Annotated in this window: 27 protein-coding genes; 9 read left to right on the top strand and 18 right to left on the bottom strand. The window is 36.7% G+C overall.

Annotated elements, in window-relative coordinates; translation table 11 throughout:
• Nucleotides 1–27: 27 nt before the first annotated feature.
• From MM236_RS06365 to MM236_RS06335, 7 genes are all read right to left on the bottom strand, one after another.
• Complete coding sequence (locus MM236_RS06365; protein ID WP_369415187.1) at nucleotides 28–798, bottom strand: DUF4097 family beta strand repeat-containing protein; 771 nt, start codon at nucleotides 796–798, stop codon at nucleotides 28–30.
• 194 nt (nucleotides 799–992) lie between these two features.
• Nucleotides 993–2,105: a molecular chaperone DnaJ gene (dnaJ, locus tag MM236_RS06360; RefSeq protein WP_241274108.1), complete on the bottom strand. Its 1,113-nt coding sequence runs from the start codon at nucleotides 2,103–2,105 to the stop codon at nucleotides 993–995.
• Between the two features lie 5 nt (nucleotides 2,106–2,110).
• The gene (locus tag MM236_RS06355; protein WP_241274107.1) at nucleotides 2,111–2,671 is read right to left on the bottom strand and encodes a nucleotide exchange factor GrpE; all 561 of its coding nucleotides are present in this window, start codon (nucleotides 2,669–2,671) and stop codon (nucleotides 2,111–2,113) included.
• Between the two features lie 201 nt (nucleotides 2,672–2,872).
• Nucleotides 2,873–3,865 carry a GTPase ObgE gene (gene obgE / locus MM236_RS06350; protein ID WP_241274106.1) on the bottom strand — a complete coding sequence of 331 codons (993 nt, stop codon included), beginning with the start codon at nucleotides 3,863–3,865 and terminating at the stop codon, nucleotides 2,873–2,875.
• A gap of 86 nt (nucleotides 3,866–3,951) precedes the next feature.
• Nucleotides 3,952–4,524 carry an adenylate kinase gene (locus MM236_RS06345; protein WP_241274105.1) on the bottom strand — a complete coding sequence of 191 codons (573 nt, stop codon included), beginning with the start codon at nucleotides 4,522–4,524 and terminating at the stop codon, nucleotides 3,952–3,954.
• 67 nt (nucleotides 4,525–4,591) lie between these two features.
• Entirely contained in the window at nucleotides 4,592–5,122 is a 531-nt protein-coding gene (gene hpt, locus MM236_RS06340) for a hypoxanthine phosphoribosyltransferase (RefSeq protein ID WP_241274104.1), read from the bottom strand.
• An 86-nt stretch (nucleotides 5,123–5,208) separates the two neighbouring features.
• Nucleotides 5,209–6,117, bottom strand: a complete 909-nt coding sequence (locus MM236_RS06335; protein WP_241274103.1) for a M20/M25/M40 family metallo-hydrolase — start codon at nucleotides 6,115–6,117, stop codon at nucleotides 5,209–5,211.
• A 171-nt stretch (nucleotides 6,118–6,288) separates the two neighbouring features.
• Here MM236_RS06335 and MM236_RS06330 point away from each other — a divergent pair, with 171 nt between their 5' ends.
• From MM236_RS06330 to MM236_RS06315, 4 genes are all read left to right on the top strand, one after another.
• Nucleotides 6,289–7,563, top strand: coding sequence for an OmpA family protein (locus tag MM236_RS06330; protein ID WP_241274102.1), 1,275 nt, complete (start codon nucleotides 6,289–6,291; stop codon nucleotides 7,561–7,563).
• Nucleotides 7,564–7,632: 69 nt separating this feature from the next.
• On the top strand, nucleotides 7,633–8,280 hold the full coding sequence (gene upp, locus MM236_RS06325) for a uracil phosphoribosyltransferase (protein WP_241274101.1): 648 nt from the start codon (nucleotides 7,633–7,635) through the stop codon (nucleotides 8,278–8,280).
• Between the two features lie 2 nt (nucleotides 8,281–8,282).
• Nucleotides 8,283–9,215, top strand: coding sequence for a calcium/sodium antiporter (locus MM236_RS06320; protein ID WP_241274100.1), 933 nt, complete (start codon nucleotides 8,283–8,285; stop codon nucleotides 9,213–9,215).
• Nucleotides 9,212–9,670, top strand: a complete 459-nt coding sequence (locus tag MM236_RS06315) for a hypothetical protein (RefSeq protein ID WP_241274099.1) — start codon at nucleotides 9,212–9,214, stop codon at nucleotides 9,668–9,670. The genes MM236_RS06320 and MM236_RS06315 overlap by 4 nt, the downstream gene beginning before the upstream one ends.
• Here the strand turns inward: MM236_RS06315 and sdaAA are convergent.
• From sdaAA to MM236_RS06290, 5 genes are all read right to left on the bottom strand, one after another.
• Entirely contained in the window at nucleotides 9,659–10,567 is a 909-nt protein-coding gene (gene sdaAA, locus MM236_RS06310; protein ID WP_241274098.1) for an L-serine ammonia-lyase, iron-sulfur-dependent, subunit alpha, read from the bottom strand. The two genes, MM236_RS06315 and sdaAA, sit on opposite strands and share 12 nt — an antisense overlap.
• Nucleotides 10,568–10,856: 289 nt before the next feature.
• Complete coding sequence (locus MM236_RS06305) at nucleotides 10,857–11,813, bottom strand: FKBP-type peptidyl-prolyl cis-trans isomerase (RefSeq protein ID WP_241274097.1); 957 nt, start codon at nucleotides 11,811–11,813, stop codon at nucleotides 10,857–10,859.
• Nucleotides 11,814–11,823: 10 nt separating this feature from the next.
• Nucleotides 11,824–13,260, bottom strand: a complete 1,437-nt coding sequence (locus MM236_RS06300) for a porin family protein (RefSeq protein ID WP_241274096.1) — start codon at nucleotides 13,258–13,260, stop codon at nucleotides 11,824–11,826.
• Nucleotides 13,241–13,789 (bottom strand): RNA polymerase sigma factor, encoded by a 549-nt coding sequence (locus MM236_RS06295; RefSeq protein ID WP_241274173.1) that lies wholly within the window; start codon nucleotides 13,787–13,789, stop codon nucleotides 13,241–13,243. Before MM236_RS06295 ends, MM236_RS06300 begins: the two co-directional genes overlap by 20 nt.
• Before the next feature lie 434 nt (nucleotides 13,790–14,223).
• Nucleotides 14,224–14,628: an OsmC family protein gene (locus MM236_RS06290; protein ID WP_241274095.1), complete on the bottom strand. Its 405-nt coding sequence runs from the start codon at nucleotides 14,626–14,628 to the stop codon at nucleotides 14,224–14,226.
• 67 nt (nucleotides 14,629–14,695) lie between these two features.
• Here MM236_RS06290 and MM236_RS06285 point away from each other — a divergent pair, with 67 nt between their 5' ends.
• Together MM236_RS06285 and lipA are read left to right on the top strand one after the other, a co-directional pair.
• Nucleotides 14,696–15,427, top strand: coding sequence for a hypothetical protein (locus MM236_RS06285; protein ID WP_241274094.1), 732 nt, complete (start codon nucleotides 14,696–14,698; stop codon nucleotides 15,425–15,427).
• A 62-nt stretch (nucleotides 15,428–15,489) separates the two neighbouring features.
• The gene (gene lipA / locus MM236_RS06280) at nucleotides 15,490–16,368 is read left to right on the top strand and encodes a lipoyl synthase (RefSeq protein WP_241274093.1); all 879 of its coding nucleotides are present in this window, start codon (nucleotides 15,490–15,492) and stop codon (nucleotides 16,366–16,368) included.
• Nucleotides 16,369–16,404: 36 nt separating this feature from the next.
• Here the strand turns inward: lipA and MM236_RS06275 are convergent, their stop codons facing one another.
• From MM236_RS06275 to MM236_RS06265, 3 genes are all read right to left on the bottom strand, one after another.
• Nucleotides 16,405–16,845, bottom strand: a complete 441-nt coding sequence (locus MM236_RS06275) for a UPF0158 family protein (protein ID WP_241274092.1) — start codon at nucleotides 16,843–16,845, stop codon at nucleotides 16,405–16,407.
• Between the two features lie 84 nt (nucleotides 16,846–16,929).
• Nucleotides 16,930–17,568, bottom strand: coding sequence for an alpha/beta hydrolase (locus MM236_RS06270; RefSeq protein WP_241274091.1), 639 nt, complete (start codon nucleotides 17,566–17,568; stop codon nucleotides 16,930–16,932).
• Nucleotides 17,568–18,050 carry a cytidine deaminase gene (locus MM236_RS06265; protein ID WP_241274090.1) on the bottom strand — a complete coding sequence of 161 codons (483 nt, stop codon included), beginning with the start codon at nucleotides 18,048–18,050 and terminating at the stop codon, nucleotides 17,568–17,570. The genes MM236_RS06270 and MM236_RS06265 overlap by 1 nt, the downstream gene beginning before the upstream one ends.
• A gap of 134 nt (nucleotides 18,051–18,184) precedes the next feature.
• Here MM236_RS06265 and MM236_RS06260 point away from each other — a divergent pair, with 134 nt between their 5' ends.
• Nucleotides 18,185–19,516 carry a saccharopine dehydrogenase family protein gene (locus tag MM236_RS06260; protein ID WP_241274089.1) on the top strand — a complete coding sequence of 444 codons (1,332 nt, stop codon included), beginning with the start codon at nucleotides 18,185–18,187 and terminating at the stop codon, nucleotides 19,514–19,516.
• Here the strand turns inward: MM236_RS06260 and MM236_RS06255 are convergent.
• The 3 genes from MM236_RS06255 to MM236_RS06245 all read right to left on the bottom strand — a co-directional run bounded on the left by MM236_RS06255 (nucleotide 19,513) and on the right by MM236_RS06245 (nucleotide 23,196).
• Nucleotides 19,513–20,169: a tRNA1(Val) (adenine(37)-N6)-methyltransferase gene (locus MM236_RS06255; protein WP_241274088.1), complete on the bottom strand. Its 657-nt coding sequence runs from the start codon at nucleotides 20,167–20,169 to the stop codon at nucleotides 19,513–19,515. The two genes, MM236_RS06260 and MM236_RS06255, sit on opposite strands and share 4 nt — an antisense overlap.
• Nucleotides 20,170–20,241: 72 nt before the next feature.
• Entirely contained in the window at nucleotides 20,242–20,715 is a 474-nt protein-coding gene (rnhA, locus tag MM236_RS06250; protein ID WP_241274087.1) for a ribonuclease HI, read from the bottom strand.
• Nucleotides 20,716–20,802: 87 nt separating this feature from the next.
• Nucleotides 20,803–23,196, bottom strand: coding sequence for a TonB-dependent receptor (locus tag MM236_RS06245; protein WP_241274086.1), 2,394 nt, complete (start codon nucleotides 23,194–23,196; stop codon nucleotides 20,803–20,805).
• Between the two features lie 392 nt (nucleotides 23,197–23,588).
• On the opposite strand from MM236_RS06245, the gene MM236_RS06240 reads away from it, so the two are divergent.
• Both MM236_RS06240 and MM236_RS06235 read left to right on the top strand, forming a co-directional pair.
• A complete protein-coding gene (locus MM236_RS06240; protein ID WP_241274085.1) occupies nucleotides 23,589–25,637 on the top strand; it encodes a tetratricopeptide repeat-containing sensor histidine kinase in 2,049 nt (682 codons plus the stop codon).
• 1 nt (nucleotide 25,638) lies between these two features.
• Nucleotides 25,639–26,265 carry a response regulator gene (locus MM236_RS06235; protein ID WP_241274084.1) on the top strand — a complete coding sequence of 209 codons (627 nt, stop codon included), beginning with the start codon at nucleotides 25,639–25,641 and terminating at the stop codon, nucleotides 26,263–26,265.
• Nucleotides 26,266–26,294 lie beyond the last annotated feature (29 nt).

The raw sequence follows: 26,294 nt of genomic DNA, 5'->3' as shown, positions 1-26,294 counted from the left end.
AAAAGTAATGAATTGGAGACATAAAATCTATTTTACTGTGACAGAACCTACAGAGACATCAATAGTAAGGTCCAGCAGGTCAGGTGCATCAGGTTTGTAGCTTTTACTATAATATGTTTTGTTTCCTGCATCCTTTAGATATTTGGGAAGATAAGTTCTCGTCATTGCAGTCGAAATAATTTTCAAGCGATAAGGTTGGGACTGGTCAGGAAGTGTCAGATTCACTTTACCCGCTCCTACGACTGCAGAAACTTTGACATCATGAAGCATATTGTCAGAAAAAGAAAGGTCTAAAGTTCCATAATTGATTTCAAACATCATATTCTCAGCATTAGCGAAATTGACATTTGAGGCATCCAAACTCCCCATATTGATCGAAACCATCATCGTATCCATTGTCACTGAGTTTGCTATTTTTTTACTAAAACCCAGTTTGATATCTGCACTGGCAGACTTTATCTTACAATTCGAAATTGGGATATATGAAAAATCCAAATCAGCTTTACCAATTCCAAAATAAAGATTGAGATCATACAGATGGTTAGAACTCAAACCTACATCCCACTTGTGATCGAAGTCCTCAGAATCACTTGAAAACAATTTGTAAGAAAGACTTTTTCCCAAAGTTTCCGACTCCACATTTCTGTGAGTCAGATATGTAAACAAGACCCCATTTTCTATTTCATGAGAAAATGTAGGGAGAATATTTACTTTAGAAAGGGATGAATTGATGTGCAGAGGAAAATCCCCATGACTTCTTTTGAGCTCAGTAATCCCTTTGTACACGTTGAAATCCACGTGAACTAAATTGTATCCTTTGCGCTCCTCAATCTTAAAAACTTTGTTTATCTGGGCTTTTGAGGGTATTTCGACTCCAAAAACCAGACAAATCATAAAACACAATCCTCTCAACATACGGGTAAATTACGGTGATATTCAGAAAAGGTTTTTTTTAGTAAAAAAAAAAGCTGGAAAAATTTCCAGCTTCAACTTTAGAAAAATTCTTTCATCTTATCAAAGAAACTTTTTTCTGAATTTCCTGGGTCTGGTCTGAAGTTATCGGAGTCCTTCAATCCTTCCAGCATTTGTTTTTCTTCTTTGCTCAATTGCTTCGGGGTCCAAACATTTACATGGATCAACTGATCCCCTTTGCCATATCCGTTGATATCTTTGATACCTTTACCTTTGAGTCGAAGCATCTTACCGCTTTGCGTACCAGCATCGATTTTTATTTTGACTTTTCCATCTATCGTAGGCACCTCCACTTGAGCTCCCAGGGCAGCGTCTATGAAACTCACATAAAGATCATAGACAACATTGTTTCCATCTCTTTGAAGGGTTTCGTCTTCTATCTCTTCGATGACGATCAACAAATCCCCAGCAATACCTCCAGCAGTTTCGTTACCCTTTCCAGACATGCTCAATTGCATCCCATCAGCAACTCCACCTGGGATATTGATCGCGATAACTTCCTCTTTCAAAATCAAGCCACGTGCATCTGCTTCTGCCGGCTTTTTATCGATCATTTGTCCATTACCTCCACATGCGGGACAAGTACTTGCTGATACCATTTGACCAAGCATCGTGTTTACTACTTTTTTTACTTGTCCAGTTCCCTGACAAGTTCTACATGTGGTAAATGTTACCCCATCAGCTAAGACATGACGTTTGACTTTGATTTTCTTTTCTACACCATTCGCTACCTCTTTGAGGGTTAGCTTCAATTTCACACGTAGATTAGTTCCTTTTTTGGTTCTTCTACCTCGTCCTCCACCTCCAAAAAACGACTCAAAACCTCCACCTCCACCACCGAAGATATCTCCAAACTGGGAGAATATGTCATCCATATTCATTCCTCCACCACCAAATCCACCACTTCCTCCTACTCCTTGGTGCCCAAACTGATCGTATCTTTGGCGCTTCTCTTGGTTACTCAATACCTCATAGGCCTCCGCTGCTTCTTTGAATTTATCCTCTGCTTCCGGATTATCTGGATTTTTATCAGGATGAAACTGTATCGCTAGCTTTCTGTATGCTTTCTTTATCTCATCTGGTGTAGCATTTTTTGCTACACCTAATATTTCGTAATAGTCTCTTTTCGCCATATCAATTACGCTCCAATGACAACTTTAGCATACCTGACAACTTTGTCACCTAAAGTATATCCTTTTTCTACAACATCTATTACTTTTCCTTTCAAGTCCTCAGAAGGAGATGGGATCTGCGTGATCGCTTCTTGCGTATCTGCATCGAACGGCTCCCCTACCAAGCCTTCCATAGGTTTCAAGCCTTTGCTTTCTAGAATTTTTTGGAATTTTTGGAATACCAACAGATTCCCTTCTCTCACTTTATTCGCATCCTCTTCGTTTTCAATAGCCTTGAATGCCCTTTCGAAATCATCTACTACTGGTATTATTTCCGACATCAAATCTTGCGAAGCTGTCTTAATTAAATCAAGGCGTTCTTTTGAAGTTCTTCTTCTATAATTTTCAAATTCCGAATACAACCGTAAGTATTTGTCCTTTAATTCCTGAATTTCTGCAAGTAACTTTTCCTCACTTTTGCTTTCTAAAGCAACTTGATCTCCACTACTCTCAACATTCTCCTCTTGCACAGGCACTTCATTTTTTTGAATCTCTTCTGCTTCTGAAGTCATATTTTCCTTGTTCATGTTTTTAATTGTCACGTTTTTAAAATTACTTGACACTTTTAATATACGCTCAGATTGTTCTAATAATCTTATTCTTTTTCTATTAGGTGGAATCAAACTCAAACCACACTTTACTAAATGTTTTTAGACAATCCATTCTGATTTCTACGAATGGTTATCAATTTGTTTGCCACAGGCCTAAAGCTGACAATCTGACACAAGTCAGTCATTGATAGCCTGCCACAACATATCTTTCAATTTGTCTAAGTTGAATTGGCTTACCGAAGAGATGAAAACATAAGGCAACTCTTTTGGTACATCTGCCTCCATCTCCTTCATCAAGTCTTCATCGAGCATATCCGCTTTGGTGATTGCCAATAGACGTTTTTTATCAAGAAGTTCTGGATTATACTTTTCTAATTCACCCAATAGGATCCTATACTGCTCACTAATACTGTCAGCATCTGTCGGGATAATAAAAAGCAAAATAGAATTTCTTTCAATATGCCTTAAGAATCGAATCCCTAGACCTCTACCCTCAGCTGCTCCTTCGATTATTCCAGGAATATCTGCCATTACGAAGGATTTATCATCTCTGTAAGGTATCACTCCAAGATTTGGGACCAAAGTAGTGAAAGGATAATCCCCTATCTCAGGTCTAGCTGCTGATATACTCGACAACAAAGTAGATTTGCCAGCATTCGGAAATCCAACCAAACCTACATCAGCCAATAGCTTCAATTCCAATATAATCCACTCTTCTATTCCTTCTTCACCGGGCTGGGCATAGTGTGGAGCTTGATTTGTTGCTGTTTTGAAATGGTCATTTCCTAATCCTCCTCTTCCACCACTTGTAAGGATCACTTCTTGACCATCCTCTGTGATTTCATGACGAAGTTCGAATGTCTCTGCATCTTTTGCTACTGTCCCCAAAGGAACTTCCAAAATGATGTCTTGGCCATCTCTGCCTGTTCTTCTCCCTCCTTCACCATTCTTTCCTGCCTCGGCAATCACATGTTTTTTATATTTCAAATGCAGCAAAGTCCATAATTGTGAACTCCCCCTGAGGATAATATGCCCTCCTCTACCACCGTCACCGCCATCAGGACCACCTTTTGGCACGTGCTTCTCTCTTCGGAAATGAACTGAGCCAGCCCCTCCTGCTCCAGACCTAGAGCAAAACTTCACATAATCTATAAAATTGGAATCTGCCACGATATATAATTTTAGGAATAAAAAAGGCTAAGCAAATATGCTTAGCCAAAATATTTGATGCTGCAAAGGTAATAAATATTTGAGTATTAATACTGATCTATCACTTTTGCAATGTTGCTGAATATCTCATCGATTGTTCCAACACCATGTATTTTGGTGAATTTCTCTTGCTTTTCATAGAACCCGGCTACAGGCAATGTCTCTTCCAAATATACTTTTATCCTAGTTTCAATTTTCGACTCGTCTTGGTCATCTGTTCTTCCAGAAGTTTTTCCTCTTTCACGAATTCTTTCTTTCAACACATCTTCAGGAACATCCAAGGCTATCATACCAGAAATCTCTAATTTCAAACCCGCCAAAACCTTATCCAAAGCACTTGCTTGGGCAACCGTTCGAGGGAATCCATCAAAGATAAAACCATTGCCGCTTTTGGTTTCTTTGATTTTATCTTCTACCATACCAATGACAACTTCATCCGGAACAAGTCGGCCTTCATCCATGTATTTGCGAGCTAATTTCCCTAACTCAGTCCCTTCTCCTAGGTGTTTCCTAAACAAATCCCCGGTAGAAAGATGAATTAAATTGTATTTTTCAATAAGCTTTTCGCTTTGAGTTCCTTTACCGGCTCCAGGAGGGCCAAATAATACTATATTAAGCATAACAAATTCTTTTGGAATTATTTTTATTTATAAGATATCAATAAGTGCGACTAGCACCACTCGACGATTATTTCAATTGATAAATAGATGGCAAATTCCTTCCTAGACCATCGTAGTCTAAGCCATAACCTACCACAAATTTATTTGCTATTTCAAAACCCACATAATCTATTTCAACAGGAAACTTCAATGCTTCCGGCTTAAACAATAATGATACGATTGAAATATCAAGAGGTTCTTTGGTCTGAAGAATCTCCAAGAGATGACTCATACTCAGACCAGAGTCCACAATGTCTTCAACCACAATTACCTTTCTGCCTTTCAAATCAGAATCCAATCCTATAAGACTTTTTACTTTACCTGTAGAATTCTCACCGGAATAAGATGATAGTTTCACAAAAGTGAATTCTGAAGGTATATCAATGTATTTGGCTAAATCAGAAAGAAACATAAACGAACCATTCAATACTCCTAAAAGTATTGGATTGTCATTTTTAAAATCTTTCGAAATTTGTGCCCCAAGTATTTTCAATCGCTGATCGATAGATTCAGCACTGATGAATGGCACAAATTCTTTGTCTTTTAATTTTACAGTCATAGCTAAATAAAAATGCCCTTAATAAACAAGGGCATCGCAAATATAGAAAAAAATGATTCTCATCCTCCTATAAAATTGCTAATACATTATAGATGAGCCATTAAATATTTATACATATCAATCATGCATTCCAAATCATACAATGCCACCTTTTCATTTGGAGAATGCACATTGTCTTCAGGAGCTCCTATAAAGCACCAATCTATGGCGTAAGGAGAAAACTGAATTTCACGGCCATCACTCCCTCCTGCGTCTTCTACCTCCAGTTGAAAAGCAACACCGCTTCTTTGTGCCAATTCAACCACCCTATCAATAAAGCTCCTTCTAGGAATAAATTTATCTCTTATTGAAATAGCTACACCATTTCCGTGAGTCACACCATCTGTAACCCATGTTATATCAGAAATCAACGCTTGTCTAATTGGTGCATTTTCCATTATAAATTTCAACAAAAAAGGCATACTACCACCTCCATGTTCCTCATATGTGGAAAAAACTACCCAACCATTCTCTAAATTTTCGCAAATTTTGAGGGCATTATATACACCCAATCTATTATCCAAATATGCTGCACTGATAAAATTATCATCAATTCTAATGTTTTGGCTAAATGATAGGCTAGTCCCTCTGTCTATTGCCCTAGGGAAATCATGAAATAAATTTCCATCAATATTTTTTAGATTACAGGAAATCGGTCCCAAAGAATCCTGGCCTACCAATTCAATCCCATCATCAACCTCAGGCCCTCCTATCGTAATCAGCTGGTTATCATACCTAACCATAAACCCAATCGTATCTATGTGGGCAAACACGGCAGTCTTCGGATTTCCAAACTTAAGCAGAATACAATCATGAAATTCTTCACCTGAATACATTATTGGTGTAACCTTCCAATTTGGCATCCGTTGTAGGATAAGGTTTATAAGAAACTTATTCATCGGTGTTTCTCCACCAGACACACTTTGTATATTTAATAAATCTAATAAAAGCTTCATTTTGGCACTATTTATGAAAGAAAACCTGCGAATGTATAGGTTATTTCTAAAAGATTTGGAATAAAGTTTAAAGATTTAAAAATTAAATATACATTTGTGATAAGTTAAAAGTTTATAAATTTGCAATTAAATCAATTAAACACTCAAAATTTTGAAAAAAAATTTTTTATCATGAAAAAATTACTACTATCTACATTAATGGCTGGAGCCTTAGCTTTAGGAGCTAACGCCCAGGATGACTACAACAAGTGGTCAATCGAAGTAAATGGCGGATTCAACAAACCAATGGCTCCAATCACGCCTGGTTATTTCTCCCCATCTTTGAATTTAGGACATGCTGACCTTGGAGTTAGATACATGTTCAATGAAAAATTCGGTACGAAACTAGATTTCGGATTTGGTTCGTTCAGTGAAGCAAATGACACTCCATCATTCTCTACCAACTATTGGAGAGCAAATCTACAAGGAGTTGCCAACTTGGGAAGAATCATGAATTTTGAGTCTTTCTCAAGAAGAGTGAATCTTTTAGGTCACTTTGGCGCAGGTATCGGTCAAGTAAATCCTCAGGAAAATGCAAACGCTGACTTCAATGACAACGTTTACAATTTCATTGCTGGTTTTACTGGTCAAGTTAAACTATCTGAGAGAATTGCTTTGAACGCTGACATCAGCACAATCATCAACGGAAGACAAGATGTTGCTTTTGATGGTGCTTCAAACATCAATCCAAGTACTAACAATGGTTACTATGGTGCTAATGGCAACTGGTGGACAGGTACTTTAGGTTTGACTTTCTATCTTGGAAGCAAAAGCACTCATGCTGACTGGTATGTTGCTGCTGATAAGTATGCTACTAAAGAAGAACTTGCTAACCAAATTGGTGAAATCAAAGACATGTTGAAAGACTCTGATGGTGATGGTGTACCTGACTATCTTGACAAAGAGCCTAACACTCCAGCTGGTGCTAGAGTAGATTCACATGGTAGAACTTTGGATTCTGATGGTGATGGTATTCCTGATCATTTGGATAAGTGTCCATTCGCTCCAGGTCCAGCATCTAACGACGGATGTCCAGTTGAAGAAGTTAAAGAAGTTGATTACTTCAAAAAAGCTATCAATGAAGGTTATGTAAACGTATACTTTGCATTTGACAGTGCTAAGCCTTTGGGTTACTCTGCTTCTTCTGTAAGCTATGTTGCTAATTTCTTGAAAAGAAATCCAGGTGTAAATGTTGAGATCAAAGGTTATGCTGACGAATTAGGTCCTGAAGATTACAACATGAAGTTATCTGAAAGAAGAGCAAAATCAGTATATGACCAAATGGTTGCTTCTGGTATTGATGCTTCTAGATTGTCTTACAAAGGTTATGGCGAAGACACAAGTGTAGATAAAAAATCTGCAGATGCTCGTCAACTTGCTAGAAGAACTAGCTTCGAAGTAAAATAAGATATAATATATCAATTGAAAACCCGATCTTTACGGATCGGGTTTTTTTTGTACCAAATTCATTCAGTTATGTTTATCTTAAACAAAAATAACAGTATTGCAAACCACTTCCTGTCCGAAATTAGAGACATTACTATTCATAAAGACAGGTTAAGATTTAGGAGGAATCTTGAGAGGCTTGGGGAAATTTTAGCTTATGAGATATCCAAATCATTAGCCTATCAAAAGACAGAAATCGAAACTCCCCTACAAAAAACAGAATTGAATACCCTTAAAGATTTCCCCATACTGATCAGTGTATTGCGTGCAGCAGTTCCATTTTATCAAGGCTTTTCCAATTTTTTTGACCATGCTGATTCTGGTTTCATAGGGGCTTTTAGAGTTGAGGAATCTGATTTTGATGGGATAAATATATCTTTAAACTATCAAGCTACACCAGATTTGACTGGCAAAGAAGTCATATTGATAGACCCAATGCTAGCGACTGGAAAATCCTTTGTAAAAAGTGTTGAAAATTTAGTTAAAAATGGCACTCCCAAGCATATCCATATTGCTTCTGTCATTGCTGCCCCTGAAGGAATAGCGTATATTAAAAATAACCTTAACCTTCCTTTTTCCATTTGGACTTGCGCATTGGATGAAAAACTGAACTCAAAATCTTTCATAATGCCTGGGTTAGGAGATGCAGGTGATTTGGCTTTTGGGACAAAATTATAATTATGACAGTTTACTTGATTTTAATATTAGGCTTGGTCATTCTATTGGCGGGTGGTAAATTATTGGTAGATGGAGCCTCTACTATTGCTGCCAAATTAGGTTTAAGTGCAGGTTTGATAGGTTTGACTGTAGTTGCTTTTGGGACATCTGCTCCGGAATTGTTGGTAAGTGTAAATGCTGCGTTAAAAGGAACAAGTGATATTTCAATTGGAAATGTAGTAGGTTCAAACATTGCTAATATCACACTTGTACTTGGAATTAGTGCTGTAATATTTCCTATAGCCCTCAGTAAATCTGTACTCAAGTTAGACTATTTATTCACAGTATTGTCTTCTCTACTTTTTTTCATTTTAGCTTACAATCAAATAATTTCCAGAATAGAAGGCATTGTACTCGTTACATTATTGGTTTTGGTGAATTTGTACATTTTCAAAAAACTGAAAGGCAGTGAGCCTGAAATTAACTCAGAGGAGGCAGCTCTTTTGAAAAAAGAGTCGTCAATAAAAGCGGTAAGCCTTATTGTTCTAGGTATCTTGGGGCTCTATTTTGGCTCAGATATGTTTGTCGATAGTGCTGTCGAGATCTCAAGATTGTTTGGTGTAAGTGAAAGGATAATCGGCATTACTGTCATTGCAATCGGTACTAGTTTGCCAGAATTGACTACTTCTGTCATTGCAGCTATCAATAAAAAAACAGACATTGCTATAGGCAATATTCTTGGAAGCAATATCATGAACGTACTGGGCATTATAGGTATCACAGCTTTAGTCCAACCTATCAATGTTTCAGAGCAGTTTCTAAATCAAGACTTTTTATGGATGCTTGCAGCCACACTTCTTCTTTTTCCAATTCTGAGAAGTAAACTAGATATTTCTAGGTGGGAAGGAGGAATATTGGTATTGTTTTATGCAGTTTACCTTTTTGTGATTTTATGATAGCCTATATCCTCAAGTTTCTAGCTATATATTTCACCTGCCTTTTTAAGTTTGTAGCAGGTCCCATTTTGGGTGCCGCTGCTGGATATTCAATTTTTGAAATCACTTTGGTAACTGTCTCAGGAATGATGACCACGGTGTTTTTTATATCCTATTTAGGCGATTGGGTAAAGGCAAATTGGAAAGTAAAATCTCGAAAGAAAAAAATGATATTTTCGAAGAAGAACAGAAGAATTGTCAAAATTTGGCAAAAATTTGGGCCTATCGGAATCGCAACTATCACACCTATTCTCCTGACCCCAGTTGGGGGAACGATTATCATGATTGCTTTTCGAGTTGAGAAAAGGAAAGTATTTACTTATATGTTTATTAGTGCTTTGATATGGGCATTGACATTGTCGGCTTCTATACAGCACATTTTATCCATTCCGTTTGTAGACCAACTATTGGGGTGAATCCTCATCTGGTAGCATTTCAATATCCTGGATCAAAACCCTTTTTGAAATACTTTGACCTGTAATCGTAGCAGCCAACCCACCCATAGCAGTCTCCTTATATTTGCTCTCCATACTTGAACCTATTTCTCCCATAGCTTCAATACATTCATCTACCGGAATCACAGAACTCACATCTGCGAGTGCTATTTGTGCAGAACTGTTGGCAATCGCTGCTGCACTTGCGTTTCTTACCACACAGGGAACTTCTACTAGGCCAGCTACTGGATCACACACCAAACCTAGCATGCATTGAATGGTGATAGCCACTGCATTAAAAACTTGGTCTATTGGCCCTCCGAGACAGTAAACCATTGCTCCAGCTGCCATCGCGGCAGCAGAACCCGTCTCAGCTTGACAACCTCCTACAGCTCCTGCCAAACTTGCTTTTTCCTCAATGATCAAAGCAATTCCGGCACCGACCAAAAGTCCCTCTAGGATTTTTCTATCTTCAAATCCATGAATTTCCTGAAGGGTGTAGAGCGTGCCTGGAAGAATCCCAGAAGCGCCAGCAGTAGGTGCTGCCACTACTCTGCCCATGCATGAGTTCACTTCCTTGGCTGCCAATGCTCGTGAAATCAACTTTTGGAATTCAGGGGATAAAACTGCAACAGGATGTTTATAAACTTTTTTTGCCCCATTGTTTATCATACCTGATCTGGAAGTCATCTCTTCATTGAGGCCAGTCTCTACTGCATCTTTCATGACTTCATAGGCATTCTGAAGGCCATCCCAAATAGTTTGCTCATCTTTCCCTTTTTGAGTGGTCTCATATTCAATGACCGCCTCAAAAAGCTCAAGGTGATTATTTTCGCAATATTGTTTCCAGCCTCTAAAGCTGTCAAAAAGAAAACTCATATCTCTATTGTTTGGGTTTATACTTAAACAAATTTGAGCAAAGTAAACCACAAAACAAATTGGGCTTGAAATAAAAATGAATAGGACTCTCTGCTAGTTTTATATTAGTGAAACTTTAAAGCCTTAGTATTGCAAGTATTCTTCAAAAGCCCTCATTTGAATTACAAAATATAATTTCAATAAACTGTAAAGATGACTTTATTGAGAAATTGAGGGGATATAAAAACTAATAACAGTCAACAGACACTTTTTTTTCTAAAAAGAAAATGCCTGCTGACTGTCAAAAAAACTACTTCACTTCTTTAATTTTTGCTTTGAAATAAATTGGTTCATAGGGTCTTGCGGCTACGTTCAAAGCTCCCCTATTAAATAAATCTTGTCTAATTTGAAAGGGAAAAACTTGTGGACTAACTCCGAACGCAAGCTTTGAAGGAGAAAGTATTTCAAACTCCATATCTTCTTTGGTACCTATCAATCCTAAATTCAAGAAACTTAAATTACCTTGATCACCAATCTTTATTTGAATTGGAGAATTAGTGTTTGATTTTGAAATCAAATTATCACCCAACATTTGCTTCACTTCAAACTCAAAAAGTACAATATTGTCTTTTGCAGAAACTTTTGCACCTTCTTTTCCAGCGTTCAGAACTCTTACATAGAGACCTTCTTCAGTCTTTTCAAAGCCTTCAAGCCCTTTTTCCTCTAAATAATTTTGTATCAAATCATCTTCTAAAGCGATCAAATCTTCTTCACTAAAAACAAAAGCATATTTCACTTTGATTACCAAATTCGAATTTGGGATGATCAATTGCTGGAAGCCATACTCTTGATAAGCTAAATAAGAGGGGGAATAAATCATAAAAGTCTCACCTTCTTTTGCCAAGCCTGAGTTGAAATTTATAACCCTTGGAATTAAGCCTCCATCGTTATGTTTAAAGATTCTAGGACTTTTTGATTCATCTAAATAGCTTTCGATCAATTGACCATCAATTGTTTTAATTTCATAATATATACCTAGCACGTCATCATTGACTATTTGATTTCCTACATCATTTGATTCAACCTTTTCATAATAATAGCCTAGTTGATTTTCGATGGCCGTGATATTGTTTCTTTCAAGGTAGTCTTTCAGAAACCTATTATCCCGCTCTACTATCCTATCATAGTTCGAATCATCATCTTGGATACAACTTCCTGCCATCAATGTCATCAAGAAAAGGATGACAGGTATTCTAACTGCTTTCATAATTTGTTTATTACTTTTTTAATTGGAAATTCATTCGAAGATTTAATCCACCTATTGCAAACTGTTGGTTGACAAATGTCTGTCCTCCCACTGACAATTTATAAAAAGGCTCTAAGGAGATAAATGTCCCATTTTTCAGACTGTATTCATACCCCAAAGAAAAATTCAGCATTTGCCCAATATTCATTTCATCTCCGCCATCTACAGTATTCGGTGTGGCCGTTTCACTAAATGTCTGAACAGTCTGATTAGCTTGCATCAATCCAGCAGTGTTAAAATTTGCTGTTGTGAAAGTTCCTACATTTTTTTGATTCATATAGACCATATTCGATACACCAGTGATCAAATAAAAATCAGACGCTTTGTTATCTAATAATTTATATTTCAAATTAAGAGGGATTTCAAGCTGGCCAAAACTCAATTCGTAAGAAGCGTTCACAAAATTGCTGGCAAAAGACAAAGACCTTGATGCATCACTTGAGTTTTGAGCATTATTCATTCCCCTCACTTCGTTGTTGACAGAAGGGTTGATAGTTTGCCTCGCATAAGCAACTCCCACATCCAATTTCAACCTCTTAGAGAAAGAAAATTCAGACAAGACTCCAGCCCCAAGGTTCATTGATTGGGTAGTGTTTGAAATTGTTTGTGGAGCAAGAATTACCCCCAGCCTCATTGCTTTATCATTCCCTCCTCTTGGACTCATTTTTTCATCTTCCTCAACTTTCACTTCAGCAAGCCAGTTATTGATGATTTGCTGTGCATTTTCAACATCATCTGCCAAAAAAGCATTTTTTTGGTCTGCAGGTAAAATACCGACATTTTTCTGGTCAAATTGTGGGATAACGGCCACATTTCTCTCAGGCTCATTTCGCAAATCAATCTTTGCGACTTGTGGTAGTCCAAATGTGAATTCTGGTTTGAACTCCATCCCCAATGTTTTCCTTACAATACTTGGCGGAAATGACTCCTGTATATTTTGCTTAGACTCCTGAGCAATAAGATTTTCTTGAGATTTTGCTTCTTCAATTTTCTTATCAAACCTTTTATCATCAACACCTTTGTTGGACAACTCTTCTGGTTGTTTATGTAGGTCATTATTTTTAGAAAAGGCAAGGCTTTCGTTTACTGAATCGGTTGAGTCCTTTTTTATTGCTAAATTCTCTGATACATTCCTTTCCTGATCATCTTGCTTGACGCTATCTGACATTGACAGTTCGTTCTCAAATATTGGTTCAAGACCGCTAAATTGAGAAAAAACCAATAGGCCAACCACCAAACTCGCTGCTATACCAGTGGCTAACCAACCCCAAATAGGCTTAGACTTGGTTCTTGGTTTGAAATATAACGATGAGAGCCTTTCCCATTGTTTTGGATCATATGGCTCCGTATGGTTAGCAAAGGAGTCTTTGATCTTGTCTGCAAGTTTCTTATCGAACTGCTCCTTCATTGTTAATTTGATTAAGTACTGTGATTTTATCTCTAAGTATATGCTTTGCCCTAGCAAGGTAAGTCCTTGATGTACTTGCAGGAATTCCCAATTTCTCTGCAACCTCACTGTGAGAAAAACCTTCTATTTCGTACATATTAAATACTATTCTAAGCATTTCAGGAAGACTTCTTAACACCCCAAGAATATCTTCTTTGGACAGCTGGTCTATAATTTCAGGATTATAGCTTTCAAATTCTGCTGACTCTATATCCATCACAGCAAAATGCTTTACATTTTTTCTGTAATAATCAATTGAAGTGTTTACCAGAATCCTTCTAAACCAAGCTTTAAAAGAATTTTCTTCTTTGTACTGCCCTATTTTATCAAACATCTTCATAAAACTGTCATTGACAATCTCGCAAGCCTCGTCCCTTGAATTCGAATACCTTAGCGCTATACTCATAGCATAGCCATAGAAATGCTTATAAAGCAATTCTAGAGCTTTAGGATCTCCATTCTTAGCTTTTTGAATATAGTGATGCTCCAATGAGTCAGACAATTGTTTTCCTGATTATATCTACGAGACGTAGAAAACTAATAAAATGCTACAACGTTTTTGAAATTTTCGGTTTTTGACTCTGCTTGCTTTGAACTTTGTATTCAATAGCATCACGCTCCTGAGGATTAATCACAATTTTGTAACATTGCTGTAACTAAATTGATAAAGTAACGCAAGCCCTGATTGATTATCAATAACAGTAATACCTTATGATTTTGTGCTGGAATAAACACTCTTCAAGCAGCTGGCCTCCGCCAATATGATGAATAATGAGGAATCTTTTGGTGTGATTGGATTTCCTAGAAATAAGAAAAAAAATGACACGAGATTTCAGTCTAGCGAAATCTTTTCTCTTAATCTTAAAATTTGCAGCATGTATGGATTTTGCTAATCCTTACATGCTGCCAATAATTAAATCAATTCTAAAAATTGAAATTTATAGTTTGGCTGATATTTGGGTCCAAGCTCAGTGCCACTGGACAAGTTTTAGCTGCATTTTTCAATTTTTGGATGATTTTTTCATCAATTGTACCTGCATCCCATTCAAAATCCACTATGATTTCAGAAATTTTCCTAGGCTGTGCCTGCATAATTTTTGTCACTTCCCACGTCATTCCTGATAGCTCAACTCCTTCTCTTTCTGCGACAATACCCATTATAGTGACCATGCAGCTACCTAAAGCAGCAGCTACCAAATCAGTGGGCGAAAAAGCCTCTCCCTTTCCATTGTTATCAACTGGTGCATCTGTGATGACTTCAGTCCCTGACTGAAGATGTTTCATTTGTGTTCGGAGATTTCCTAGGTATGAACTTTTTAAAGTTGGCATAAACTCTTACTTTTATTTTTGGTTTAGTAACTTAGAACCAAAATTAGCGTTAAATTCCTGACTAACTATGACAAAGGGATTAAAATATATAATAACTGGCCTTTTTATCTCAATCTGCATAAGCAGCTTTGGCCAAAGGGAAGATGCCGGCAACTACGAGTATGATAGAGAGGTGTTTTTTGGGCTCAACAAAAACACCAACGGTGGACTGATTGGAGGTGCCTCTTTAAAACTTGGTTATCGAATTGATGATACGAATTTTCAGTTTTTTGGGCTTGATTTGGCAAATGTCAAAAACCCAAAGGAAGTGAGGTACAATACGATACTAGGCAATTCATATATTTTTGGCAAATCAAACTACCTATACGCAATTCGACCATACTATGGAAGGGAAATCGTCCTTTTCAACAAAGCCCCTTCCCAAGGTGTCCAGATATCTGCTCTAGCTGCAATTGGACCTTCAATTGGCTTAGTATCTCCATACATCATAGAGTATGCGCTTAGTAGAGTAGAAACTATCCGGGAACAATATAACCCAGAAGTACACCAAAGCAGGTTCAACATCCTAGGTACAGGAAGGATTTTTGAAGGATTGAGTCAATCTGAAATAGCTTTTGGGGGAAATGCAAAAGCTGCCATATTTTTTGAATTTGGAACATTTCGATCTAGTGCCATTGGATTGGAACTAGGATACCAATTCGAGGGTTTTACAAAGGAAATCGAATTGATGCCCACTACTGAAAATAGGCAGTTTTATCAATCTGCATATTTCACCTTATATTATGGATTCAGGAAGTAGCAATTATTTTGGGTTTCTAAAGCTATAAACATTAATTTTGCCCAATCAATAAGTAAAAAGAGATGATTGAACTACCTGTAATTTCTGAAGAGACAACAAAAAGAAAAAAACCTGACTGGCTCAGGGTGAAGTTGCCTGTAGGAAAAGAATATGCTAAAGTCAGAAAACTTGTCGATCAACATAAATTAAACACAATCTGTGAAAGTGGCAACTGCCCAAATATGGGGGAATGTTGGGGTGCTGGGACAGCGACCTTTATGATCTTGGGAAATGTCTGCACAAGATCCTGTTCTTTCTGTGCTGTGGCTACTGGCAGACCTCCTGAGTACGACACAGATGAGCCAAGAAGAGTTGCAGAAGCTATCCAGTTGATGGGAGTAAAACATGCCGTACTTACTTCTGTCAACAGAGATGAATTGAAAGACAAAGGTGCCGAAATCTGGTATCAAACTGTAGTAGAGACAAAAAAACTCTCGCCACAGACGACTATTGAAACCCTGATCCCAGATGTAAAATCAAATTGGGATGCCCTCTACAGAATGATCAGTGGTGGACAAGAAGTAGTTTCCCACAACATGGAAACGGTAGAAAGCTTGTATAGAAGGGTGAGACCTCAGGCAAAATACGCCAGATCACTCGAGCAGATTAAGCTTACAAAAGAGTATGGTAAGAGAACCAAAACTGGTATAATGTTAGGTCTTGGTGAGAAAAAAGAGGAAGTATTCAAAGCTATGGATGACCTAGCTGCAAATGGATGTGATATCTTGACACTAGGTCAATACCTACAGCCTACTAAAATGCATATTGAAGTGGCAGAGTTTATACATCCAGATATGTTTGCCCTTTATAGAGAAGAGGGACTTAGCCGTGGATTGAAGTATGTAGAGTCTGGACCTTTGGTCAGGTCTTCATATCATGCAGAGAGGCATGTAAATGTTTAAAAAAAAGGGCTGTGATTTGATTTCACAGCCCTTTTTTTATTCATCCGCGTAATTGAAAGCATCAATTTGCTCCATTACCCAATCCTTATATTTCTCAAGCTTATACTCCACCCAACGATCTTTGTACTTACCTGAATTATCAATAAGAAACTTAAAGCCTGTCGCAGCTTTAGGCTTGCTTAAGGCATTAAAAAGTTCGTCTTGGAAATTTTTCTCTTTGACAACTCTGTCAGCAAAATTTTCCATCATTTGATGTTCTTGATTGGCATCCATTTTTGTGAATTCCGCAAAATTATCTGGATTATCATCTATCTCATCGAGTACATCCTCTTCTTCAGGAGTCAAGTCGTAGTTGAAATAATCTTCGTCATCTGGTAAATGATGTGTTTTTTTGTTATCCAATTGGTAAAAACAAATCATGCCTTTTTGCAGCAGAGCTGCGACTTTTTCAATTTCTTTTTCTGTTAGGGTCAGCATTACAGATTATATATAAAATTTTCAGAAAATTAAGTAACTGAGGGTTAATATCAAACTATTTTTCATAAGCAATAGATTAATTTTTTAAAGAACTATCATTTCAAGTGTTGGAGTATGCAAATCATGTCCTCCAGGGTAGGTGATTTTATTGACTTTTACTTTGAGACTTAGGATTAACTCCTCTTGTTTTTGAATTGAGTCTGTGCTGACAAATTCATCTTGGTCACCTAAAACAATACTTATCTCTGATTTCATAAGACGATCTCCCAAACCCACTATTTGTAAATCATTGGCAAAACCTCCACCCCAAAGAACCAATTTATTAATAGGGTATCTGAGCTGGTTACACCACCTACTAGCAGTAGCAGCACCTTGAGAGAATCCCAAAATATTGATGTTTGGCAAAACTTCATACTTTTCACAAATGACTTCAATCAAACTATTCAAAAACCTTTCGTTATTCGCAATGGCCAACTCCCTTTCGTGCTTGGTCATCCAATTTGCACCAACTCTTCCCTCAAATCCCTGCAAATAATTGTAATTTGTACCTTCTGGGGCCACGAAAAGTTTTTCTTTTGAAAAACAGCTTTTGAATTTTCTTAAAAAAAATTCAGCCAATTGACCATAACCATGGAAAACCATCCAAATATCTTTTTCTTCTCCAGATGGCTTATGAGAAAGATAATATTGGGCAATGTGTTCATATTTGACTTGACATTTCATTAGCTGTTCAAATCATTAAACCTAAACGGCAACAATTGATCAATACCTGATGCTTTAAGGATTTCTTCTTGAGGATTCAACATCAAGATTTCAATTGGATGGTTGAATTTCACTTCATATTCATTGATTGTCTGACGGCAAAGACCACAAGGCGTCACTGTCGCCAGTTGATTGTTTACCCTTCTCTTTGCAACGATCGCAATCTTAACAGGTCTGTCATTGGGAAAATTCCCCATAGCATAGCTCAAAACAGCTCTTTCAGCACAGATCCCTACTGGAAAAGACACATTCTCTTGATTGTTAGCTACAAACACCTCACCATTTTCCAACAACAAGGCTGCACCAACCAAAAAATTGGAGTAAGGAGCATGGGCATTTTCCAAAATTGATTTGGCTTTTTCTATTAAATGGGCATCTTCACTTAGCCACTCATTTTTAGAAAAAACTTCGAGAGAGACCTTTATTTCTATTTTTTTTGTCATAATTAATTTTAAAAGGGCTTTAATAAACAAAAAAAAAATGGCAAATGTTATTTTTCATTCAAAATATTGAATTGAATTTTTTTGAGTCGTTCATTTTTTTCATCTTCGGATTGGACTAGACAAATTTCTAAATCATGCATACTATCTTGATTATTGGTACTGGCAAATCCTCTGTATATATAATCGAATATTTGATAGGTACGACTGAGGGAAAAAACAGGAAAATCATACTTGCCGATATCTCGGAAGAAATAGCTGCAAAAAAAATTAATGGCAAAAACAATGTATTTGCCAAATCTATAGATTTGGAAGATATAAAAAACAGACATTCTATAATCAAAGATGCTGATGTTGTTATATCTATGCTACCTGCTTTTCTTCATCCCGTGATTGCAAAGGATTGTCTAGAACTGGGCAAGCATTTTTTCACTGCATCTTATGAATCAGAAGAATTGAGAGGTATGTCAGCAGAGATCAAATCAAGAAATCTTCTGTTTCTGAACGAGTGTGGTCTAGACCCAGGGATAGATCACATGTCAGCTATGAAAATAATCGACTCAGAAAAAGCCAAGGGCCATGAAATCCTGAGTTTCAAATCCTACACTGGAGGCGTATTGACTCCCGAAAGTGAAGATAACCCTTGGAAATACAAGTTCACTTGGAATCCAAGAAATGTGGTTTTGGCTGGCCAGGGTGTTTCTAGGTTTATCCGAAACGGAAGATATAAGTATATCCCCTACCACATGCTTTTCAGAAGGTTGGAGACAATTTCATTTGACGAGATTGGGGATTTCGATGGTTATCCAAATAGAGATTCGCTTAGCTACCGAAAAATTTATGGATTGGAAAATATTCCTACCTTGCTTCGAGGTACGCTCAGAAGAGCCGGTTTTTGCCAGAGCTGGGATGTGTTTGTCCAATTGGGAATGACTGACGATAGCTTCAAAATGGATTTGCCAGAAGACTTTACTGCAAGGATGTTTGTAAATTCCTTTTTACCATTTCAAGAAGAAACATCAGTAGAATTGAAAATAAAGGAACTTCTTCCATGGGTAACAGATGAAATCATCGAGAAAATCACTTGGCTTGGACTTCTTGACGACATAGTATTACCCATCTTAAAGGGAAGCCCTGCAGCCATTTTACAGGTATTACTCGAGGCTAAATGGGCACTAAAACCTGAAGACAAAGACATGATCGTAATGCAACATTTGTTTGAAGTAAAAACAGCTTCTGGTATCAAGAAAATTACTTCTAGCCTTGTCAGCAAAGGGAAAAACCAAGACTATACAGCTATGGCAAAGACAGTCGGCTTGCCACTTGCGATAGCGGTGGATCTATTTCTTGATGGAAAAATCAAAGCTCGAGGTCTTCAGATCCCTATCATACCTGAAATTTACATTCCAATACTTGAATCACTGGAGAAAGAAAATGTGATTTTTCAAGAGAAAATCGAATCAATCTAAAAGATGGTCAAAAAATCCTTAAGGAGTTTTCTATAACCCATTGCATAAGTACCATCATTATTTTTGATATGAAGGTCTTTGGAAACCATTCCTTTTTGTTCAAAAGAAAAAGCTTGGATAACCCTGATTACTTTCGAGGCTGCTTTGTCACTAACCCTAACTTGATGAAAAGGAAAAAGCCCATGATCCAAGCATAATGCCTGAAAATCCTGCATTTGTCTTGGGGGTAAAATCAACCAAAATTCTCCACTTCTTTCCAGGAGGGGCACTACACTTAGAACTAGCTCCTCAAATGGGAGGCTATCATTGTGGAGCGCTTTGTTTCTTTGAAGATCTTTTGTTTTGATATGATCAGGAAAATAGGGTGGATTGCTGACAATCAAGTTAAACTGGGCAGTGTTGTTTTTCGAAAAATCCTGAAAATATCCGTGATGAAATGTGATTCGATTAGAAAACACTGATGATTTGGCATTTTCAGAGGCTTGAATATAAGCTTCATCATCTAATTCTACCCCCACAACTTCGATATCTTGAAACCTTTGCGCCAGCATCAAAGAAATCACTCCGGTACCAACACCAATATCTAAAGCGGAAACCATAGCTCCAGTTCCTGCTATTGCTCCCAAAAGAACAGCATCGGTACTGACCTTCATACCGCACCGATCTTGATGAATCCCAAATTGCTTGAATTGAAAAAAGGAGTTTGCCATTGGAATCAACAAAGATCAAAACAAATCAGAAGCTCCTTTTTTATCCGCCTCATAGCCTATGTCAGCCTGAAGATTTCTTCCTTCAGCAGCAGCCACGGCCAATTGGTCACATCGTTCATTGAGTGGATTTCCGGCATGTCCTTTCACCCAAACGAATTTAGGCTTGAATTTTAAATGTAGGGGGATATATCTTTTCCAAAGATCAACGTTTTTTTTGTCCTTAAATCCCTTTTTCTGCCAACCCCAAATCCAGCCTTTTTCAACCGCATCGACAACGTACTTGCTATCTGAAAAAATAGAAACTGGAATACCCAACACTTTCAGTTCTTCCAATCCCTTAATCACGGCTAAGAGTTCCATTCTATTGTTGGTGGTAAGCCTAAAACCTTCCGAAAGTTCTTTCCTGTGTTGATTATAAAGCAGCACTGTGCCAAATCCACCTGGACCTGGGTTTCCCTTGGCTGCTCCATCTGTATAAATCGTAATCATCCTACAAAGAAAAGGAGTTCAAAATAATAAACCGACTAAAAATGAAAAAATCCAAAAGGAGAGTCCTTTTGGATTTTTCATGAGAGACTAAAAATCTCCATCATCAAAATCATCCCTTTCTCGATCTTCACTACCATTTCTTTTATCTTTGAAACCTCCAAATCTATAGGTAAAGGATAAAGTACCAATTCTCGTTTCTCTATTGAACATTCGATCTTGTGTGAATCTTTGATCTTCTGTTCTGATTTTGAAAATTCTTGTATTGAAAATATCACTTACGTTAAGACTTATAGTAGCCTTTTTATCCAAAATATCTTTTCGCAAACCTACATTTACACCCCAAAGTGGTTCTATCTCACCTTGCGGCAAAACTATAGGGCCTCTGTAGTCTCCTTGTATTTGTAAGGTTGCAAACTTTGGAATTGCCATATTAGCCAACAAATTCACTGTCCAAGAAAAGTTGGAATTATTGAAACCTGCCTCAATATTATCACCTTGGATTTCAGAGTAAAAGAAATTTCCTGAAAGCGTCGCATCAAACCATTGTGTGAACTGAATTTGATTGATCAATTCAAAACCAGTACTTGCACGGCTATTTGCATTTTCTCTGGTCTGGATCGCAACATTATCATCATTTAGTCGGATCACCCTAGTTTGGATGTCTGTAGAATATCTATGGTAAACGGTCGCATTCAAAAGGTACTTTTCCCAACCCTTCATGTATCCTACTTCATAGCTATTTGTGAATTCAGGTTGAAGCTGTGGGTTACCGATACTTAAGTTGTATAAATCACCTACTCCAAATATCGGAGCTAAAGACCAAATCCCAGGTCTTGAAATCCTACGACTGAAATTTGCAGTAAACTCCTCTTCCTGTCTAATTTCGTAGCTTAAATAAGCACTTGGAAATATATTGAAGTAATTGTTAACATATTGCGATTGGTCACTTTCAAGTGTGGAAATTGTCTCAGTGTATTCAGCACGCAACCCACCTTGATATCCCAATTTCCCAAGTTTATTTCTGTAACTTAAGTAAGTAGCATATACATCTTCCTTGAAATTAAACCCATCACTGAAGAAATCATTCAGTACTGGATTGAAACCATTATCTTCATTGCCTTCTGAAAAATTTTGAGAACGATCCCACTGCCCAAATGTCCCTTTCAGTCCAGATTCCAACATTCCTCCACCAATGAAGGGCTTTTCATAATCTAGTTGTAACACATACAAATTACTGGTCTGAGGCCTTTCATTAATTTGGAGAATTCTATTGGAAGGTACTTCTTGGTTAAATGAATTGAAAAAAGTTTGATTATAAATTTCCTCTTGTGTCCTTTCATCTCTTGAAAAAGATGCTGAAGTAAAAAATCTCTGTCCTAAAGTATCCAAATCTACAGAATAATTTATTCCAGTTTCAAAATTTGTACTAAACCTTGTCTCTTCAATATCCCTTAGAAATAAGCTATCTAAACTTTGATTGGCATTAATATTTCTTTGGTTTAATAATTCACTACCGGTTCTATCTCTAAAATTCCCTTGGGCATAAATTCCCAAGCTTTTGTTTTCTGTCAAGCGCCAATCTATCCCACCTCTTACAAGGTGATTGACATCTCTATTCAACTGGTAAGAATCCTGGTCAAGGATCGGGGAAACCCCTGTGATATTTGATTGTCTAAAAGATTCACTTTCTCTAAACCTTCTTCTATCCTGAAAACTATAAGACAAATAATAATTTGCCTTTTCAGTTCCGTAATTCATGTTTAGACCAGCACTATATTTATCTCGTGTCCCTATGGAAGCATCTACTTGCCCATTAAGACCTGTTTTTTCATTTTTTTTAAGGATAATGTTGATAATCCCACCAACACCTGTCGCATCATATCTAGATGATGGATTGGTTATCAATTCTACTGATTTGATGCTGTTGGCTGGAAATTGGGCTAGTACACTTTCGGCATCATCACCGGATAGGTTTGAAGGTCGGCCATTGATATAAATCAAAATATTACCACTTCCTCTCATAGAAATACCACCTTCATCATCCATTTGGATGGATGGCAAAGTAGAAAGAAGCTCTGATGCTGTGGCACCCTCGGCTACGATGCTGTTTTCTACGTTGTACCTTCTCTTGTCAATATCACTTTCAAACATCGATGTCACTCCCTCTACTACTACTTCATCGAGGTTTTGTGCATCTTTTCGAAGTCTTACATTTCCTACATTGACTACTTCCTTCTCTCCTACAGTGACATTTCTAAATCTACTCTCGTAACCTATGAAACCTACTCTTAGAATATAGTAACCTGGGCTACTTGTAAAAGAAAAAGTACCATCCAGTTCACTCATACCCCCTGTCACTAGTGTCGAATCTTCAGTAGACAATAGTGCTATATTTGCAAATTCTAGAGGATCGGATGTTTCAGCTTCAATTACTTTCCCTTTGATTTCTATACTTTGTGCATTTACACTCTGCAAGAACATTAGAGAAAATGTTAACAATAAATAAGATAAAATCTTTAGCATAATGGATTTTTTTCGAATAATAAACTAGGCATATCAAAATCATAATATGTCTAGTTTTTTGAAAGTTGGTTTAGTTTTACTTTATATTTTATTAAATTTTCTAATAATTATAAAATTATATTCTAAATAGGGCTTCTAATTGGCACTCTTAAGAATCTGATAATTATTCTATTTTTAACTGAATAAAGCACATTATAAACAACGTCTGAAACAAATCTATGTTCCAAAAACTGTTGCATATACATATATGGTAAAATAGACTGTTGTACTGACCTATGATTATACAAAAGGGAATAGTTTAAATTTATAATCTTCTAATTTTAATTCTAATAATCAGTACTTTAGCACCTATGATCACCACAAGTCTGAAAAGCAACACCATATTTACTGCAATATTTTGTATCAAATTACTGTACAGCACTTTAAGCATTGCTCAAAATCAGATAGTTGATTCACTTATTCCTGCTTTCGAAGTTGAAAACAACCTTCAAAAAAGATTCGAATTAATAAAAAATATCCTGTCCAATCTCGATCAGGACTATGATAGGTCAAGAGTGATTGAATATTACAAAGCTGGACTTCAAATTGCAGAGGAAACTGAAAACTTTTTGGAGTTTGGAAAATGGTCCATTGAATTGTATGAGATTTACAGACTTGATCCAAATGATGAAAATGAAGCACTAAGCTTGATGAAACAAGCAAAAAGCCACATTCAAGAAGTGCATGACAACCGTGTGAGGGGAATTATCTATCTCAAACTTGCTGCAGCACATTACAGTAAAACCGAATTCACAAAGGCAATTGAAGCTTACACGATGGCTGAACTTGAATTTTCCGAAAATGACTCAATTTATTTAGCTGATGCAATATTTTTTCGAGCCCAAGCTAAGGACTACAAAGGTGAGCTTATTGGTTCTATGAATGACTATCAAAAAGCCAAAATTATCTATGAAAACTTGAATGACATTGATTATGTAAATTATGTAAACAATGGAATAGCTGTATTGTATAGCAAATACAACATTTTCCAAGAAGCAGAAAAGATAAGGATTGGTCTTGCTGAAAATTACCTTAAACAAGGAAATCTTAATGACTGGGCAATTACTTTATACAACCAATCTCGTGATTACGTCAAACAAAACAAACAAGAAGACAGCTTCGCTGCATTGAAAAAAGTACATGGAAAAATCAACAATGACAGCACTATAGACCCAGATATACGCACGATTGTCAACCTATCCCTATCTAACTACTATTCCCAAAAGAACGATAAAGAAATGCAAACCAAGCATTTCGAAGAAGCTCAACTCCTAGTGAAAAATCAATTGGAAAGTTCATCATTCATAAGGCTCCCTCTATTAAAATCAAGAATTTTGATATATGAAAATCAAAACAATCTTAATAGAGCTTATGAATTGGCAAAAGAATACACAACACAAGCTGTGGATGCTGCCAATATGGATCAGATCATTGACGCTTACCTAATTGAGTCTAGGATTTCTGAAAAACATGGAGATTACAAAAATGCTTTTGAGTCACTTGCAAAATACCAAAATTTCACTGACTCGCTTTTTCAGGCAAATCAAGCTAACACTTTTTCGTACTTCCAAACACTCTATGAAACAGAGAAAAAGGAAAGGGACTTACTACTGAAGACGCAAGAATTAGCCGAGATCAAAGCCAAAACAATAAAGAAAATAAGAACCATCGTCATCATCTCTGTTTTAATCTTAACTGTGATGTTGCTTTGGTTTTTGATCAAAAACCTTAAAGCAGCAAAAAAAGCCAAAATACAACAGGAAAAATTCAGTAGAGATCTTCTTATAAGTCAAGAGAATGAACGAAAACGCATCTCAAAAGACTTGCATGACGGACTTGGACAAAGCCTTCTTTTGATCAAAAACAAAATCATCTTAAATCAGGACAACTCCACATCAACTTTGCTTGACAATGCGATAGAAGAACTTCGGGGCATATCAAGATCACTCCACCCCTTTCAACTAGAAGAGCTCGGTGTAAGTGGAGCTATTCAGAATCTATTAAACCAAATAGATGAAGAAACAGCTATTTTTGTGTCGTCAGAAATCGATAATATTGACAACCTTTTTGACAAAGACCAGCAACTTCACATCTATAGAATAGTACAGGAATCTTTCAACAATATAATAAAGCACGCCAAAGCATCTGCTGTAAGGGTAATGCTAACCAAAAAAGAAAAAGAAATCTTGCTAACCATACAAGACAATGGAATTGGGTTTGATTTTTCCGAAAAATATAATGACTTTAAAAGCCTAGGATTAAAAACTCTTAAAGAAAGAACCGCTACCTTAGGAGGATCCATGAAGGTAGATTCTGAAATGCAGAAAGGAACAATATTTTCATTTTTAATCACCATATAAAATGAGCATAGAACTGATTATTGCAGATGATCATCCATTACTTCTAAAAGGGCTCAGGGACTTTTTGGAAGAAAACAACTTTAATATTCTAGCACAGGCAAACAATGGAAAAGATGCTTTGGGTTTAATTGAAAAGCACAAACCAAAAATTGCAATTCTTGACTTAGAAATGCCTGAAATGACTGGATTGGAAGTGGCTACAGCATGCAGAATAAAAAAAATAAATACAAAAATAATATTGCTTACACTTCACAAAGAAATATTCATACTCCACCAAGCGAAAACTCTCAATATCTCTGGTTATCTACTGAAGGATTTTGCTATTGAAGAGTTGATCAACTGTATTCAAAAAATCAATGTCGGTGAGGAATATTATAGTGAAAAATTGTTTCCTGAAGAAAAAAACAATCTCAATACTGTTCAAAACGAAAAACTCACTCCTTCAGAAATCAAAATATTAAAACTAATAGCAGATGGCCTCACTTCTAAAGAAATAGCAATTAAATTATTCATAGCGGAGAGAACCGTTGACAAACACAGAAGTAATATTATCAGTAAAATGAATTTGGATAAAAAACATAATTCTTTGTTGATATGGGCACAAAATAACAAAGGGAAATTTTTTTGATCCCCGTGTATATTCCTTCAACTCCATTT

The sequence above is a fragment of the Belliella calami genome (assembly GCF_022549695.1).
GTDB lineage: Bacteria > Bacteroidota > Bacteroidia > Cytophagales > Cyclobacteriaceae > Belliella > Belliella calami.
This window is presented reverse-complemented; position numbering and strand designations above follow the sequence as displayed.